The sequence below is a fragment of the Roseibium algicola genome, from assembly GCF_001999245.1.
Classification (GTDB): domain Bacteria; phylum Pseudomonadota; class Alphaproteobacteria; order Rhizobiales; family Stappiaceae; genus Roseibium; species Roseibium algicola.
Window position 1 is genome coordinate 1,595,750 of sequence record NZ_CP019630.1, and the last position, 15,959, is coordinate 1,611,708.

At 60.6% G+C, this 15,959-nt stretch carries 14 protein-coding genes; 3 read left to right on the forward strand and 11 right to left on the reverse strand.

All coding sequences use genetic code 11. From position 1 onward, the window contains the following. Positions 1 to 63: 63 nt before the first annotated feature. From B0E33_RS07415 to kynB, 5 genes are all read right to left on the reverse strand, one after another. On the reverse strand, positions 64 to 1,050 hold the full coding sequence (locus B0E33_RS07415) for a branched-chain amino acid ABC transporter permease (RefSeq protein WP_023002229.1): 987 nt from the start codon (positions 1,048 to 1,050) through the stop codon (positions 64 to 66). Positions 1,051 to 1,063: 13 nt separating this feature from the next. Further along, the gene (locus tag B0E33_RS07420) at positions 1,064 to 1,936 is read right to left on the reverse strand and encodes a branched-chain amino acid ABC transporter permease (RefSeq protein WP_023002230.1); all 873 of its coding nucleotides are present in this window, start codon (positions 1,934 to 1,936) and stop codon (positions 1,064 to 1,066) included. Between the two features lie 5 nt (positions 1,937 to 1,941). Further along, positions 1,942 to 2,649, reverse strand: a complete 708-nt coding sequence (locus tag B0E33_RS07425; protein WP_077290829.1) for an ABC transporter ATP-binding protein — start codon at positions 2,647 to 2,649, stop codon at positions 1,942 to 1,944. Next, complete coding sequence (locus tag B0E33_RS07430; protein ID WP_077290830.1) at positions 2,646 to 3,416, reverse strand: ABC transporter ATP-binding protein; 771 nt, start codon at positions 3,414 to 3,416, stop codon at positions 2,646 to 2,648. Before B0E33_RS07430 ends, B0E33_RS07425 begins: the two co-directional genes overlap by 4 nt. A gap of 69 nt (positions 3,417 to 3,485) precedes the next feature. Further along, positions 3,486 to 4,115: an arylformamidase gene (gene kynB, locus B0E33_RS07435; RefSeq protein ID WP_077290831.1), complete on the reverse strand. Its 630-nt coding sequence runs from the start codon at positions 4,113 to 4,115 to the stop codon at positions 3,486 to 3,488. A 427-nt stretch (positions 4,116 to 4,542) separates the two neighbouring features. Here kynB and B0E33_RS07440 point away from each other — a divergent pair, with 427 nt between their 5' ends. Then, a complete protein-coding gene (locus B0E33_RS07440; protein WP_077290832.1) occupies positions 4,543 to 6,621 on the forward strand; it encodes a putative bifunctional diguanylate cyclase/phosphodiesterase in 2,079 nt (692 codons plus the stop codon). On the opposite strand, the gene kynU is transcribed toward B0E33_RS07440, so the two are convergent. Then, positions 6,614 to 7,834 (reverse strand): kynureninase, encoded by a 1,221-nt coding sequence (gene kynU / locus B0E33_RS07445; RefSeq protein ID WP_077290833.1) that lies wholly within the window; start codon positions 7,832 to 7,834, stop codon positions 6,614 to 6,616. The genes B0E33_RS07440 and kynU overlap by 8 nt on opposite strands. Before the next feature lie 249 nt (positions 7,835 to 8,083). On the opposite strand from kynU, the gene B0E33_RS07450 reads away from it, so the two are divergent. Both B0E33_RS07450 and B0E33_RS07455 read left to right on the forward strand, forming a co-directional pair. Next, entirely contained in the window at positions 8,084 to 9,478 is a 1,395-nt protein-coding gene (locus B0E33_RS07450; RefSeq protein ID WP_075284318.1) for an L-serine ammonia-lyase, read from the forward strand. Positions 9,479 to 9,561: 83 nt separating this feature from the next. Further along, positions 9,562 to 9,966, forward strand: coding sequence for an MAPEG family protein (locus B0E33_RS07455; RefSeq protein WP_077290834.1), 405 nt, complete (start codon positions 9,562 to 9,564; stop codon positions 9,964 to 9,966). On the opposite strand, the gene B0E33_RS07460 is transcribed toward B0E33_RS07455, so the two are convergent. The 5 genes from B0E33_RS07460 to B0E33_RS07480 form a co-directional block, all read right to left on the reverse strand. After that, on the reverse strand, positions 9,967 to 10,584 hold the full coding sequence (locus tag B0E33_RS07460; protein WP_077290835.1) for a GntR family transcriptional regulator: 618 nt from the start codon (positions 10,582 to 10,584) through the stop codon (positions 9,967 to 9,969). Positions 10,585 to 10,717: 133 nt separating this feature from the next. Further along, the gene (locus tag B0E33_RS07465) at positions 10,718 to 11,806 is read right to left on the reverse strand and encodes an anhydro-N-acetylmuramic acid kinase (protein WP_077290836.1); all 1,089 of its coding nucleotides are present in this window, start codon (positions 11,804 to 11,806) and stop codon (positions 10,718 to 10,720) included. Next, the gene (locus B0E33_RS07470; RefSeq protein ID WP_077290837.1) at positions 11,803 to 13,155 is read right to left on the reverse strand and encodes an aspartate aminotransferase family protein; all 1,353 of its coding nucleotides are present in this window, start codon (positions 13,153 to 13,155) and stop codon (positions 11,803 to 11,805) included. Before B0E33_RS07470 ends, B0E33_RS07465 begins: the two co-directional genes overlap by 4 nt. A 382-nt stretch (positions 13,156 to 13,537) precedes the next feature. After that, positions 13,538 to 15,409 (reverse strand): CHASE2 domain-containing protein, encoded by a 1,872-nt coding sequence (locus B0E33_RS07475; protein WP_077290838.1) that lies wholly within the window; start codon positions 15,407 to 15,409, stop codon positions 13,538 to 13,540. Next, the gene (locus B0E33_RS07480; RefSeq protein ID WP_077290839.1) at positions 15,406 to 15,924 is read right to left on the reverse strand and encodes a FecR domain-containing protein; all 519 of its coding nucleotides are present in this window, start codon (positions 15,922 to 15,924) and stop codon (positions 15,406 to 15,408) included. Before B0E33_RS07480 ends, B0E33_RS07475 begins: the two co-directional genes overlap by 4 nt. Between the last annotated feature and the right edge of the window lie 35 nt (positions 15,925 to 15,959).

The following is a 15,959-nucleotide window of genomic DNA, read 5'->3' on the forward strand; positions in this document are numbered from 1 at the left end:
CCGGGACTTTGGATTTTCGAGGCTCCGCCTCCGGATACCGGGAAGCTAGCCTGAGGAACGGACCTAAGTGTGATCCGCACCGGATCTTGTTGCACGCCGGTCGCCTCTCAGCGGTTCCGGCAGCAGGCCTTCCGGCCGGAAGCGCAGCACCAGCTGCAGCATCAGGCCGATCAGGAACAGGCGAATATATTTGGCCTGGATGGCATATTCCGTCGGCAGGCGGTCAGTTGCGATTTCCGACATCGACCAGATGATCCAGACCACCGCAGCTCCCAGAATGGCACCGCGGTTGTTGCCGGAGCCTCCAAGGATCAGCATGATCCAGACCAGGAAGGTCGCGACCATCGGGTCGATGGCTTCCGGGGTGATCGAGCGGTTGAAATGCGCGAACAGCGCACCACCCAGCCCCATCAGGGCCGAGCCGAAAATGAAGGCCTGCAGGCGGCGGAACTCGACATCCTTGCCCATGGCCTTGGCGGCGCCTTCATTGTCGCGGATGGCGCGCATCATGCGACCCCAGGGCGCGTTGAACTGACGCTCGACCAGCAGGTAAGCCGCAATCAGAACGACGATGACAATGGCAAGATAGGCAGCCTGAGACGCCATGTAGGCGCTTTCCTGCGCCAGTGACGGAAACTCCGCCGCAGGGCGCGGAATACCGGAAATACCGCGGGCACCATTGGTCAGCACCGGTTCGGACTTGACCACAAGTCGAATGATTTCCGCAATCCCGATGGAGGCAATCGCCAGATAGTCGGACCGGAACCGCAGACAGATCTTGCCGATAGGCCAGGCCACGAGAGCTGCGGCAAGCATTGCCCCGATCCAGCCGACGAAGAACGGCATGTCAAAGCCGCCGATACGGCCGTCGGCATGTTCTGTCGTCAGGATCGCGGAGGTATAGGCGCCAACTGCGAAGAACCCGGCAATGCCGGCGTTGAACAGACCGGCAAAGCCCCATTGAATGTTGAGCCCCAGCGCCAGCAGCGCGTAGATGCCGATGAAGATCGCCATGAAGAGGGCGTAGTTGAGAAGACCGAGATATTCCATTTTCTCCCTCCCCTTACAGCACTTTGCCCTTGAGCAGCCCGGTCGGGCGCACAAGCAGCATGAACAACAGGATGGCGAAGGCCATTGCGGCCTTGTATTCGCTCGGGATCACCAGAACCGACAGCTCCTCGGCGATACCGACGATCAGCCCGCCAAGCACGGCCCCCTCGATCCGGCCGACCCCGCCCAGGATGGCGGCAGCGAACATCGGCAGCAGCATCTGCCAGCCCATCAGCGACTTCAGTTCCGTGTTGAGGCCGAGGAAGACACCGGAGGCAGCACACAGACCACCTGCAATCACCCAGGTCAGCATCACGACCTTCTTGTTGTCGATGCCAGAGAGCAAAGCCAGATTGGGGTTGTCCGACATGGCGCGCATGGCCTTGCCCCACTTGGAGCGGGTCAGGAACAGCTGCAGTCCGCCGACAAGCGCGAGCATGGCGATGACCGTCAGGATTTCACGGTCACGGATGCGCAGGCCGAAATAATTTTCCGGACGGACGATGCCGCGGGAATAGGTTTCCGTATCGACACCCCAGACCACCTGCACCACGGCGCGGATCATAAGCGCTATGCCGAGCGAGGCCATCACGGTGACGATTTTCGGCCGCTCGCGCAGATGTTCATAGAACACCTTGTCGATGCCGACGGCAACGGCGGCGGTTGCGATGATGGCGATCGGCAAGGCCAGCAGTGGCGAGACGCCAAGACCGGTGACAACCGCTAGCGCAATGAAGGCACCAAGCGTCGCCAGATCACCATGCGCCAGATGGGCGTAGCGCAGGATGGCGAAGATCAGCGTGATGCCAACGGCGCCAAGTGCATAGATCGAGCCGAGCACGATGCCCGGAATGACGTAGAAATTGATGAGCTCAAGAAAATCCATACCGCTCAGCCCCCCAGGAACATTTCGGCGACTTCACGGTCGGCCAAGAGTTCGGCACCACTACCTTCGTGGCGGTTCTTGCCGGCGGCCAGGACATAGCCCCGGTCGGCAAAGGCAAGCGCCTGCTTGGCGTGCTGCTCCACCAGGAGAATGGCGACACCGGTGTCGCGCACGTCCCGGCAGATCTGGAAGATCTGTTCCATGTATTTGGGCGAAAGCCCGGCGGTCGGTTCGTCGAGAAGCAGAAGCTTCGGATCGAGCATCAGCGCCCGGCCCATCGCCACCATCTGCCGCTGCCCGCCCGACAGGGACCCTGCAAGCGTCTTGCGGCGTTCCTTCAGGTCCGGAAACAGGGTGTAGACCCGGTCATAGGCAGCGCTGAGGTCACCCTTCTTCAGGAAGCCGCCCATCTCCAGGTTCTCGTGGATCGACATCTCGCGGAAAATGTTGTCGACCTGCGGGACATAGCAGATGCCGCGCTGGACGATGCGGTTGGGAGCCCAACTGGTAATGTCGTCGCCGTCGAACAGCATGCGGCCGCCGCGGATGGTCAGGAGACCGAAAACGGATTTCATGGCTGTGGACTTGCCGGCACCATTCGGGCCGACGATGACGACGATCTCGTCCGCATCCACATGCATGGAGACGTCCTGAAGGATGTCGGCGTCACCATAGCCTCCGGTGATGCCGTCCATGGAAAGAAGTGCTGTCATGCGGCATCTCCCGTGGTTTCGCCCAGATAGGCTTCCAGCACCTGAGGATTGGACCGCACGGTCTGGAAATCGCCCTGGATCAACACCCTTCCCTCGGCCATGCACACAACGGGATCGCAGAGTTTCTCGATCATTTCCATGTCATGTTCAATCAGGATGAACGTGTAGCCGCGCTCCTTGTTCAGGATCTCGATCTTGGTCTCGAGCTTGCGCAGCAGGGTGCGATTGACGCCTGCCGCCGGTTCGTCGAGCAGCACAAGTCTGGCATCGGTCATCATGGTGCGGCCCAGTTCCAGAAGCTTCTTCTGGCCACCGGAAAGGTTGCCGGCCGGCTCGTGCGCGACGTGCGTCAGCTCCAGGAATGCCAGGGTCTCATAGGCCTTTTTCTCGACCTCGGCCTCGGCAGCCTTCACCCGCCCCCAGGCGAGCCAATTGGAAAACAGGCTTTCGCCCGGCTGAGACGGCGGCACCATCATCAGGTTTTCCAGCGCCGTCAGCTTGTGAAATTCATGCGGGATCTGGAATGTCCGCACCAGTCCCTTGTGAAACAGCTCATGGCTGGCCAGGCTGGTGACGTCCTCGCCCTGAAACCGGATGCGTCCGCTTGTCGGTTGCAGTGCCCCTGCGATCAGGTTGAAAAGCGTCGTCTTGCCAGCCCCGTTCGGGCCGATCAATCCGGTGATACTGCCTTCCTCGACGCGGAACGAGCAGCCATTCACCGCCCGGAATCCGCTGAAATCCATAACGAGCTGATCAAGCTCCAGCATTCACGCTCCTTGCCGCTCCCAACGGTCAGTCTTTTTCTTATTCCGGCCGCGCTTTCCCGTTTCCCGGAATTAGCGGAGCGGGCGCAAAATGGCCCGAACCGGCGCGGCGTCCAGCCCTTCTAACTTCATTGGCAGCGCAATCAACTCATAATCACCGGGTTCCACCGCAGAAAGAGCAAGATTTTCCAGAATCAGCATGTCACGGGAACGGGCGATCCCGTGACTGGGCAGGGTTTCGGAAGGATCCGGGTCGACGGAGGGCACATCCACGCCGATCAACTTGACACCGGCGTCCGCCAGCAGGCTCATGGTTTCCGGTGCCAGAGCCCTGTAGCCTGCCGGCCAGACCGTAACGTCTCGTTCTTCGGCAAGCCGCACAAGCACTCGAGGCGGGCAGCCTTCAAGGAACGCTTCCAGCTCTTCGGGCTGGCAAAGCGGACCGGTACCGCGTGCATCGATCAGCCGGGCCGGTCCGACGAAATCATGCAGATCAAGCTGATCGATCGTCAGACCGTCCGGGTCGTAGTGCAGCGGTGCATCGGCATGGGCTCCGCAATGGCTCGACATGGAAAACTCGCCGACATTCACCGGGCAGTCCTCTGAGATCGTCGCCGTCCAGGAGCTGCGATAAGGCGCGTCGCCGGGATAGACCGCTATACCCGGCCGCACGGGCGGCGTGATGTCGAACAGATCCGTCATCTTGAAATATCCTGCTGAAGGGCAATTGCCGCGTTTCAGACAGTTTGAAACAACCATGGCTGGCAAGTGTTGTAAAGCTGAGCGGACACGCCGGCGACAGGCAGTCAGTTGGCGCAAAACCAGCGCGATACGGCCTTTTGCAATCGGGGAAAGCTCAAATCCGGCATCCAAGGTGTCGCACAACAATCTGTTGGCGTTTGATGCAAGTTTTATCTATCGGCACTATTCTAAATTCAGAAACTGAAAGTATCACCAGATCTCGTTAAGTTTGTCAGCGGTTTTCCCGATTTTAAATTGAATGATATATTCACGTTCCTTACACTTCTGCAAAGTTGCAAATTTGCGTTGCCAGACACGAACTGGCGGCTTCGTCCGTCATGATTTCTGATTTCGAATGCGTTCATCCCGGAGAACGACCCTGTCACACATGTCCGATCTTTCCCAGACGCAGCGGGCAACCGAAAAAAGGAAAGCGTCCCTGCCTTTTACACTCGATGACGGCAGGGTGGATCAGGAGCTGATCTTTTCGATTTACGATCGTCTCGACACCGGTATCTGGATTTTCGATTTCGACGAGAAATGCATTGTGTGGGCCAATCGCAAGGCGCTTGAGATTACCGATGCCGAATCGCTGGAAGAGCTGCGGGCACGCGACATGGGCTCGGACATGTCCCATTCGGTGGAACAGCGCCTGCGGCAGTACCAGCAGGATTTCACCAAGCACGACGTGAGCTTTTCGGAGATCTGGACACTCTATCCGAATGGCAAGGCTCAGGTCCTGCAGGTTGTCATGAGCGGCATCCGGCTGAATGATGGTCGTATGGCGCTGCTGTGCGAAGGCCGTCCGCATCACGAGCAACAGCCGGAAACGCTCCGAAGCGCCGAAGCGCTGATGCACACCACGGTGATGATCTCGCTGTTTTCCGAAGACGGGCAACCTCTTTACCGCAACACGGCCGCGAGGGCAGCCTGCACCGATCTCGCATGCACCTTGTGGGATCATTTCATCGATCAGGTTCTCGCCAAGAACGTGATGGGCGTCCTCACGGAAAAAGCCACGACCAAGTTCGTGGCGGAGGTCCGGACGAGCGACGGCCTGCGCTGGCACGAAATCACCATCCGCCGCTGCCATGACGCCGTTACAGGAAAGCCTGCCTTTCTGCTGAGCGAGATCGATGTCACGGAGCTTCACCAGACCAAGGAACGCGCCCAGTATCTTGCAAGCCATGATGCGCTGACAGGGCTGTCGAACCGGACCTATCTGAAGGAACGCCTGTCGCATGTGAGACAGACTGCGAAGGACAACAACCTGATCGCAACGCTTTATCTCGTGGATCTGGACGACTTCAAGATGGTCAACGACACGCTTGGCCATGCTGCAGGCGACCATCTTCTGCAGCTTGTTGCATCCAAACTGAAGGATCTGGCCGGAAACAACGACATCGTCGCGCGTCTTGGCGGCGACGAATTTCTGATCTGCCACCTGTCCTCGCCCGAAAGCCCGCGACCGGACTGGTTCGGACAGGCGCTGCTGCAGGCCTTTACCAGTCCGCATCTGATTGAGGGCAAGCCTCGTCATGTCGGGCTGAGCATCGGCTATGCCCATTATCCGGCCGACGGTACGGACATCGACCAGCTCATGCGTCATGCGGACCTTGCGCTTTACCAGGCCAAGTCGGAGCGGAAGAACAAATGCGTCCGCTACAAGGAATACATGCGCAAACTCCGGGACAAGCACATGTCCCTGAAGAAGGATCTCGAACGGGCAATCCGCGAGAATGAATTCCTGCTGTATTACCAGCCGATTGCCTGCACCCGCACCCAACGTGTTGTCGGCGCCGAGGCCCTGTTGCGCTGGCAGCACCCCGAAAAAGGCCTGGTCAGTCCCGACGACTTCGTGCCGGTTGCAGAGGAAACCGGCCTCATCAACGAGATCGGCACCTGGGTCAGCCGGAATGTTGCCTACATGCAGTCCGGGCTCAAGCTGCTGAACGTTTCCGTACCGCTGTCGATGAACGTCTCACCCAAGCAGCTTTCGGACCCCACGTTTGTTGCCCGCATGCAGAGCCTGCCGAAGGAAACCGGCTGCAATGCGAACGACATCTCGCTGGAAATCACCGAAAGCGTTCTGCTTGGCGATATTCCGCATGCCTACGAATCCCTGACGAAGCTGAAAGCCGCCGGCTACCGGATCGTTATCGACGATTTCGGCACCGGCTATTCCAACCTGGCCTATCTGCACAACTATCCGATCGACGGTATCAAGATCGACCGGATGTTCATGAACGACATTGCCACCGGCGGCGCCATCGTGAAGCTGATCCTGTCGCTGGCATCAGCGCTTGATGCCAGCGTTGTCGCCGAAGGGGTGGAAACCGTTGAACAGCGGGCCTGGCTGTCTGAAAACGGCTGCAACCGTTTCCAGGGCTTCCTCTATTCCAAACCGGTGCCAGAACAGCAGTTTATCGACATGCTGCAGGCCCAGGTTCGCGTCGCGGCTATGTGACCTTTGCGCGGGTCTTGAACTCCGGCCGGTTCCAGCTTTCCGTATCCAGAATATCCTTCAGGATCTCAACCGCGTCGACAATGTCCTGATGCGACAGGTACAGCGGCGTGAAGCCGAAGCGCATCACGTCGGGCGCTCGGAAATCACCGATCACGCCGCGGTCGATCAGCGCCTGCATGACGGCGTAACCTTCCTTGAAACGGAACGAGACCTGGCTGCCGCGGGCATTCGGATCCCGCGGGCTGGCCAGTTCCAGTTGCGGGCACTTGGCCTCGACTTCAGCGATGAACAACTCGCTGAGTGAAACGGACTTGCGGCGGATGTCCGCCATGTCGACATCCTCGAAGACATCAAGGGCCGCATGAAGGCTCGAAAGCGCAAGAATGGCGGGCGTGCCGACCGTCATCCGGCTGATGCCGGAAACCGGCCTGTAGTCGAGATCGAACGCGAAGGGGGCCTCATGCCCCATCCAGCCGGTCAGCGGCGAGGTGACCTTGTCCTGGTGCTCGGGGGCGACATACAGAAATGCCGGAGCACCCGGGCCTCCATTCAGATACTTGTATCCGCAACCAACGGCAAAATCCGCTCCAGCCCCGTGAAGATCGACCGGGATCGCACCGGCAGAGTGGGCAAGGTCCCACATCGCCAGGGCACCTGCGTCATGGGCCGCGCGGGTGATATCCGCCATGTCATGAACCCGGCCGGTGCGGTAGTCGACCTGCGTCAGCATCACCACCGCCACGTCTTCATCAATGGCGTCCTTCACCGCTTCCGGATCGACAACCTTCAGTTCATGTCCCTTGTCGAGCAATTGCTTCAGGCCGGAGGCGACATAAAGATCGGTCGGGAAATTGCCGTTGTCGGAAAGAATGACCTTGCGCTCCGGCCGCAGCGCCAGGGCTGCGGAAAGGACCTTGAACACATTGACAGAGGTGCTGTCGCAGGCGACGACCGTCCCGGCCGGTGCGCCGATCAACTTGCCGATGCGGTCACCTGTGCGGGCTGGAAGGTCGATCCAGCTGTGGGTGTTCCAGGCCCGGATCAGGCTGTTGCCCCATTCCTCGTTGATTACCTGCGCAATGCGGGCGGGCACGTGTTTCGGCAGCACACCAAGCGAATTGCCATCCAGATAGATGACCCCGTCCGGGATCTGAAACGCCTGTTTTTTGGAAGCCAGAACATCTGCTGTGTCGGCCGGGTGCTGCGAGGTCATGAGTAGCTCTTGTGTCGGATAGTTGCATTTGAAAGGAAGCGGCACGCTATCAAAGGGGCATTTCGCAAACAACTGTTTCCGCGAACCGTTTGATCCGGTTCCAACCCGCACGGGAAAACGTCTGTTTCAGCCGCATGTCGCAAATAACACAAAAATGCCCGTTTGAATGGAGGACATCCGGGCGCTATCTGTTAGCGTGACCTCAAAGCGCCGGCAGGGCCGGTGCATCTGACATATGCGGTTCAAGAGATGTTCATCAGCGTCTTCGACATTTTCAAAATCGGCATCGGGCCGTCCAGTTCTCACACGGTGGGCCCGATGGTTGCCGTTCACCGTTACCTTGACCGGGTGCGGGGCCTGTCCGGCGCGGAAAACCGCGCGACGCGGCTGACCGTCACCCTGCATGGCTCACTTGCCTTCACCGGCAAGGGCCACGCCACGGACAAGGCCGTGTGTCTCGGCCTGCTGGGAGCCAGGCCCGATTCCATCGATCCGGACAAGGTCGACCCGATGCTGGAAGAGCTGGAGCAGACCAGGAAGCTGAAAATAGACGGCCTTCCGGAGCTGCATTTCGAACCGTCCCGGGATGTCATCTTCGACTACGGCCCTCCACTGGCGCTCCACGCCAATGGCATGACCTTCCATCTGCTGGATGCTGCCGGCGCCGTCATCGACACCTTTGTCTATTATTCCATCGGCGGCGGTTTCGTGGTCAGCGAATCCGAATTGCGCAAGACCAGCAACGAACCGGTCAACGAGCTAGCCAAGCAGGATGTGCCATTTCCCTTTGCCAACGCCAAACAGATGCTGGAAATGGGCCGGGACGCCGAGCTTTCCATTGCCGAGATGAAGCTGCGCAACGAATGCAGCGACAAGCCTCAGGCTGAAGTGGAAGAAGGCATCGACCGTCTTTGGTCGGCAATGGATTCCTGTATCAACCGCGGCATTTCCCAGACCGGCATTCTGCCCGGCGGCCTGAAGGTGAAACGCCGCGCCGCAGATATCTACCAGAAGCTCATTCGCGAAGGCCGCACGAACCCGCCTTTCGAGCACAACGTGGTCGACTGGCTCGGCGTTTACGCCATGGCCGTCAACGAGGAAAACGCTGCCGGAGGCCGTGTCGTGACGGCCCCGACCAATGGTGCTGCCGGGGTCATTCCGGCCGTGACCCGCTATTACCTCGATCACTGCCCCGGCGCGGACCAGGCCGGCATCAGGACCTTCCTGCTGACGGCGGCTGCCGTTGGCGGCATCATCAAGGCCAACGCCTCGATCTCAGGTGCCGAAGTTGGCTGTCAGGGCGAAGTCGGCTCGGCCTCTGCCATGGCGGCTGCCGGTTTGTGCGCAGCGCTTGGCGGCACCAACGAGCAGATCGAGAATGCGGCGGAAATCGCCCTGGAACACCATCTCGGCATGACCTGCGATCCGATTGCAGGCCTGGTGCAGGTCCCTTGCATCGAGCGTAATGCCCTTGGTGCGGTCAAGGCCGTTACGGCTGCCTCTCTGGCGCTTCGCGGCGACGGTTCGCATTTCGTGCCGCTGGACGGCTGCATCGAGACCATGCGCCAGACCGGCATGGACATGATGGAGCAGTACAAGGAAACCTCGAAGGGCGGGCTGGCCGTCAATATCGTGGAATGCTGATCCGCCTTTTCCCGCCCGGCGTAAGCTGAACATCCCCGGCGGCCAGAACCTGCGTCGCCGGCTCTCTCTTTCAAGGGGCCGACATGGCGCTTTACATCACCCCGCTTTTCGCGGGCCTGCTGACGCTGCTTTACATTTTCCTGAGTGTGCGGGTGATCGGCGTGCGCAAGAGCGAACGCATCGGCCTCGGCGATGGCGGCCATGGCGGTTTGCAAAGACGCATGCGCGCCCACGGCAACTTTGCAGAATATACCCCGCTGGGGCTGATACTCATGCTGCTTCTGGAGCTGACGGGCGCCACGCCCTGGCTGCTCTGGGCTCTTGGGGTGGGTCTTTTCACCGGCAGAGCCCTGCACGCCTACAGCGTCAGCCAGGAACCGGAGCCGCTCAGGTTCCGGATTGCAGGCATGGCTCTCACATTCACCGTTCTGGTTGTCGCGGCACTGATGTTGTTAGCGCGCTCAGCAAACGGTCTGCTGACCGGCTGATCAGATCTGCTGCAACCGGGTCTTGTGTGCGTGCGCAATGTGAAGCCGGGCAGCGGCTTCTGCTGCGGCACAGTCGCCCCGTAAAATCGCGTCAACGATTGCGGCATGTTCCTCGACCGCAGTTTCGCGCCGTTCCGGCGTATCCAGCGTCGTGCCCGCCATCAGGATGAGCGACAGGCGCAGGTGGTCGATCTGGTCGACCAGATAGCGATTGTGCGAGGCCAGGCACAGGCGGCGGTGAAACTCCCGGTTCGAGCGCACCAGGCTGTCCTTGTCCGCAATGCGCTTGCGATCGGCGCTGACCAGATCCTGCAGGATCTCCACTTCCGGCTTTGACGCATGCTTGGCGGCAAGTCCGGCGGCCGTTCCTTCCAGAACTTCCCGCATGAAGTAGACTTCGTTGATCTGGCCATGATCAAGGGTCGGCACCACCATGCCACGGTTGGGCTCGTGCACCGCGAGGCCCTGGGCCTCAAGCCGTTTCAGGCCTTCGCGGATCGGCGTTCTGGAGACGCCGAATTCTTCCGCCAGGTCTGCCTCGCGCAATCGGTCGCCGGGTTTCAAGACCCGCTCTTCAATGAGGCCGATCAGCCGGTGGTAGATTTCAGATCCGTTCATGATGTCTGGTTAGCGGCAAGCTGGGGTTCGCGCAAGCAATTGCAGCTTTCGGGCCGCTTGACCTTCCGAAACAATGTCTTCCGGAAGAGAAGCGTTTTTGCGATTACCGGGAGACGCACCTCGCTACGCACGCTCAGGTGCCGGGCGTAAACAGTTTGCCGCCGACAACCGGCTGGCTGACACCGGTCGTGCCTGGAAAGGTGGTTGGCAGACCGGCCTGCAAACGCGCGCCCAGGAATGCCATTGCCTGGGCTTCCAGGGCATCGCCGTCGATCCGGTAGTCGTCCGCCGACACGACATCTCCCGCAAGAAGCTTCGCCAAGGCTTTCATCAGAACCGGATTGTGCCGTCCGCCGCCGCAGACCAGCCAGAGCCGAGGAACCCGCGGCAAAAGCTTTTCCGCGCTGGCAATGGTGGCTGCCGTGAAGGCGAGCAAGGTGGCAGCGCCATCCTCCAGGCCAAGACCTTCAGCAAATTCGCCGGAGAAACTGTACCGGTCGAGGGACTTCGGCCCCGGCTCGGCCAGGAACGGATGGGTGAGCGCTGCCAGAAGACGATCTTCATCGACCGTGCCCTTTGCCGCGATCGCCCCACCCGCGTCATAGTCGCCGGCACCGTGCTTGCGGACCCAATCGTCCAGGAAGGCATTGCCCGGTCCGATATCGAACGCCAGCAGCTTGTCGCCTTCAATATAGGTGAGATTGGAAACCCCACCGATGTTGAGGAAACACAAGGGCTCCTTGTCTTCGCCAACCAGTGTCTTGGCGAGCGCCTGGTGATAGACCGGCACCAAAGGGGCTCCCTGCCCGCCTGCCACCATATCTGCCAGGCGAACGTCGCCGATCACCGGAACGTTGAGATCCGTGGCAAGAGACTGCGGATCACCCAGCTGAACCGTTTCGCCCTTGGCCGGATCGTGCCAGACCGTTTGGCCGTGAAAAACCACGGCATCCGGCGCGAGACCGTGCGTTGCCAGGAACCCCAGGATCGCCTCGGCATGGTCGCGCGTTACCGCAGCGGCGATTTCCGGCCAGTCGTCGCGTCCGGTTCCCTTGCGCGCAGCAGCTTCCAGCACCCGGCGCTTTGTCTCTGGCCGGTAGCTTGCCGTTTCCGCAGGGCCGAACCGGGCGACCGTCCGACCGTCGGTTTCGATCCACGCCAGATCGATACCGTCGGCCGAAGTGCCCGAGATTGTCCCAAGGATAGAGTAGTGATCGCTCACAGGCTTTCCTGAACCGCCTTGAGACCGGCTTCTGCGATGTCGAACAACTCGTTCACCTGGGCTTCGGTAATGATCAGTGGCGGACAGAAGGCCATGGCGTCCAGCATGTTGCGCGAAATCAGGCCCTTGTCGTGGAACATTGCATTGGTTTTCGCGCCGAGCGCGCCGGGCGTTGCCGCAAGCGCCTCATGCGACAGTTCCGCGGCACCGATCAGCCCGATGCCGCGCGTCTCGATTACCAGTGGATTTTCCGCAAGGCCGGCAAGGCGTTTCTGGAAGGTCGGTGCGATGGCTCTGACATGACCAACCAGATCGCGCTCCTCGATGATCTTCAGGTTTTCAAGCGCGACAGCTGCTGCAACCGGGTGCCCGCTGCCGGTGTAACCATGACCAAGCACGCCGATCTTGTGGCTTTCGTCTGCGATCGGCTGATAGACCGTGTCGTTGATCAGCAGCGCGGAAATCGGTTGGTAGGACGACGACAAAGCCTTGGAGAGGGTCATCATGTCCGGCTGCAGATTGTAGGTTTCCGTGCCGAACATGTTGCCGGTCCGGCCAAATCCGCAGATCACCTCATCGGCGACGAAGAGAATGTCATATTTTTTCAGAACCGGCTGAACTGCTTGCCAGTATCCGTCCGGCGGCACGACCACGCCGCCGGCGCCCATCACCGGCTCGGCAAAGAAGGCCGCGATCGTTTCCGGGCCTTCGGCCAGGATCAGGTCTTCCAGGTCCTGTGCACAGCGCTTTGCGAAATCCGCCTCGCTTTCACCGTCCTTTTTCATGGTCCGGTAGTGCGGGCAGGTGGTGTGCAGGATCTGCGGCAGCGGCAGGTCGAACGAGCGGTGGTTGTTGGGCAGGCCCGTGAGACTGGCCGAGGCGATGGTGACACCGTGGTAGCCGCGCACGCGCGAAATGATCTTCTTGCGCTCCGGCTGGCCAAGCGCATTCGACCGGTACCAGATCAGCTTGATTGCCGTGTCGTTGGCCTCAGACCCGGAGTTGGTGAAATAGGCCTTCGACATCGGCACGGGTGCCATCTCGACCAACTTTTCCGCCAGCTCGATCGACGGTCCATGGCTCTTGTAGGTGAAGGTGTGGTAGTAGGGCAGCTTCTCCATCTGCCGGGCGGCCGCATCGACCAGGCGCTTTTCACCGAAGCCGACGGCAACGCTCCAGAGACCGGCCATGCCTTCGATGTAACGCTTGCCGTTGATATCCTCCACATAGATGCCCTCGCCCTTCTCGATCACCAATGCGCCTGTCTCTTCCTGACGGCGGGCGTCGGCGTATGAATGGAGCTGGAATGCCGTGTCGCGGGCTTCAAGGGAATTCGGCAGCTGTGCCATGAAGGGTCTCGTCTCAAATGCGGTTGGAAAGATCCGGCCGCAGGCGACTCAAAGGTCCCTGCGCGGTGGGGCACACGGTAGGCCATAGCCTGACAAAATTGAAGAGATTGCTTGGGACGATTTTTCCTGCAAACGAGCTTCGAAAGGCCGGAGCCACGTGCGAGGTATCGCAAGTCGCGATCTTTGGCTGCAGACCGTTTTGCCTGTGAGGGCCGTCACATGTCTTCGGGGCTCAGCCGGGCTACTTACATCTTGTCCGCAGAAACGGACACACCACTGGCAGGAGCAACCCTCAAGCAGATGGCCGGTGGAGCAAACGGGCGGAGGCAGAAAGCTTCCGCCCGTCCGCTTTTCGGCCAACCCGGGATCGCCTACCGCACATTCAGTTTGTCGCAGAAAGCGCGCGCCGCTCCGGCATGGCTTCGTCCGCTGTCCAGAGCGCAACTTCGAGCTCCTGCACGCGCCCCCTGATTGCGACGGCTTCCCTGCGTGGCGGCATTCCCAACATCTCACCACCTGCCTCGGCGGCTTTCGTCAGGGCGGTGGAAAGGACGATCGAAGCGCCACGTGACTTGCCGACTTCCATCAGCCTGCTGGCCACATTCACGCAGTCGCCGGTTGCCGCGATCTGCTGCTGGTTCTCATGCCCCAGACGCGACAGCACCACCGGACCGAAATGGCCGCCAAGGCGTACGTCGCGAATTTCGGCGTCGAGCCCGGAGGCAAGGATCCAGCCACGCACGGCAACAACGAGATCAAAGGCACAGCGACAGGCGTCAGCGGCATCCTTTGGTCCGGCGTCCGGAATGCCGAATCCGATCATCGCCCCGTCTCCCATGAAATCCAGTACCAGCCCCTTGTTGCGCGCGGCCTCATTGACGACCAGCGTATGAAAGGCTTTCAGAACATCCCGGGTTCGGGCAGGACCCAGTTTTTCCGAAAGGGCGGTGTATCCGGCCAGATCAATGAACAGGATCGCAACCGGCTGCTCCCGCGGGACCAGCAGAAAGCCGGGATCATCGGCAATACGCCGGGCAAGATCCGGCGCCTGAAACCGGCTGAGAGCCTCCCGGGCCGCCACCAGCCGGCGCACCCTGAACCATTCGAAACCTTCCCTCAGCACAGCAAGCGCGACAACCGGCGGCACGCTTGCCGCAATCGGCAATGCCGCGTTGAGCCAGATGCCCTGGTTGAAACAGATGACGACGACAGTCAGCCAACCCAGCAATAGCAGTAGGTAAACGATGGTTGCGCTGGCCAGCGGCAGGAACACGACAACGGCCATGCCCAGTAGCGTAATGGAAACGGCAGCGAGTGCATCGAAGCTGCGGACCCGGCTGTCGCGTAGCAGAACCGATCCGTCCAGCAGGTTGGCAATCCCCGTCGACAGGACCTCCACCCCAGGCAGGATAGGGTCGAACGGAGATGAAAACCGGTCACCAACAGCCGACGCGGTGACACCAAGAAGCACCAGACGACCGCCAAGAGCTGCCTTGGCGGCTGCGGCATCCTGAAGAAGCGATTGCGCGCTGACGGTTCTGATGGTGCCGCCCTTGCCATAATAGTTCAGCGGTTGCTGCCACTGCAGGTCCAGCGACTGCACTCGCCCGGAAATCCGGATGCCTTCTGCGGTCACCGATGGAGGTGCACCCAGGAACCCGGCAACAGCCAGCATGCCAAACGAGGGAGCCAGCCCCTGGTCGGTCTTGAAAATAAGAGGGATATGGCGCGGCGTGCCGCCGGCATCGGTCGAGACATTGACGAGGCCGACGCTGGCTGCTTCCGCAAAGGCTTCAAACGGGCGCAACTCGGTTTCGGGAGCCGGCACCAGTACCGCCGCAGCCCTTTCAAGCGGGAACTGGCCACCGGCCGCAATCACCGTAGGCAGAGAAGCAAGCGCCGTCGCAAGGCCGGTGTCTGCTGCCTCGTTCGATTTTCCCATCAGCAGAATATCGATGGCCAGGGCCTTTGCGCCTGCGTCCCGGATCCGGTCAACCAGCTCGGTCAGAAACACCCTGTCGACCGGATAGTGACCGGCTGCGGCCACCGTCTGATCGTCGATGGCCACGATCACCACATCCTGCGGCGCTTCGCGCGGTCCCTTGATATGGATACGAAGATCGAGAAGCACCGTTTCCAGCCGGTCAAGCACGCTTGCCCGTCCGGCAACATGGCCCAACGCCAGGGAGCCTGCCCAGACGGCCCCGACGATCATCGCCAGGACCACGAGACAGACGTAGAGCTTCAGTTTCATTGACCGAAACGGGACATAAGCCCTGCGGCCCTTTCCGCTGACCATGTGGCCGGTGCGAAGGGAAGGCCCGGGGCGACGTCCGCTCCTTCACCGGCTGCGAGCAGCACCGTATCGCTGCCATCCGGCCGGGACACCGACACGTGACCGCGCAAAACGAAGACTGACGTGCGCTCCGGCCCGACATCCACCGCGTAGATCGTGCCACGAACGGCGGCAATGGCGTGAGGGGTTCGCACCTGGAACGGGCCACTGCCCGGCTCGACCTCGATCAGCATCGCATCGGTTTCGAGATCGACGTCTTCCGGGCGCGTGGCGCCTGCGGCGGTGTCGATGTTGAAAGCACTGGCTGCTTCTGCTTCGATCACGAGACCGTTCGCGCACTGATACACAGTCCTGGGCGGATCCTGGACCTGTGTGCGTTCGCAGCCGTTCACATTTTGCGCCATGGCCGTGGAAGAAGCTGCGAGCATCAACCCGATCAGGGTTCCGGCCAATTTCAATCGTCTTGTTGACATTGCAATCCCGATAGGCTTGTCAATTTTAGGTAAGG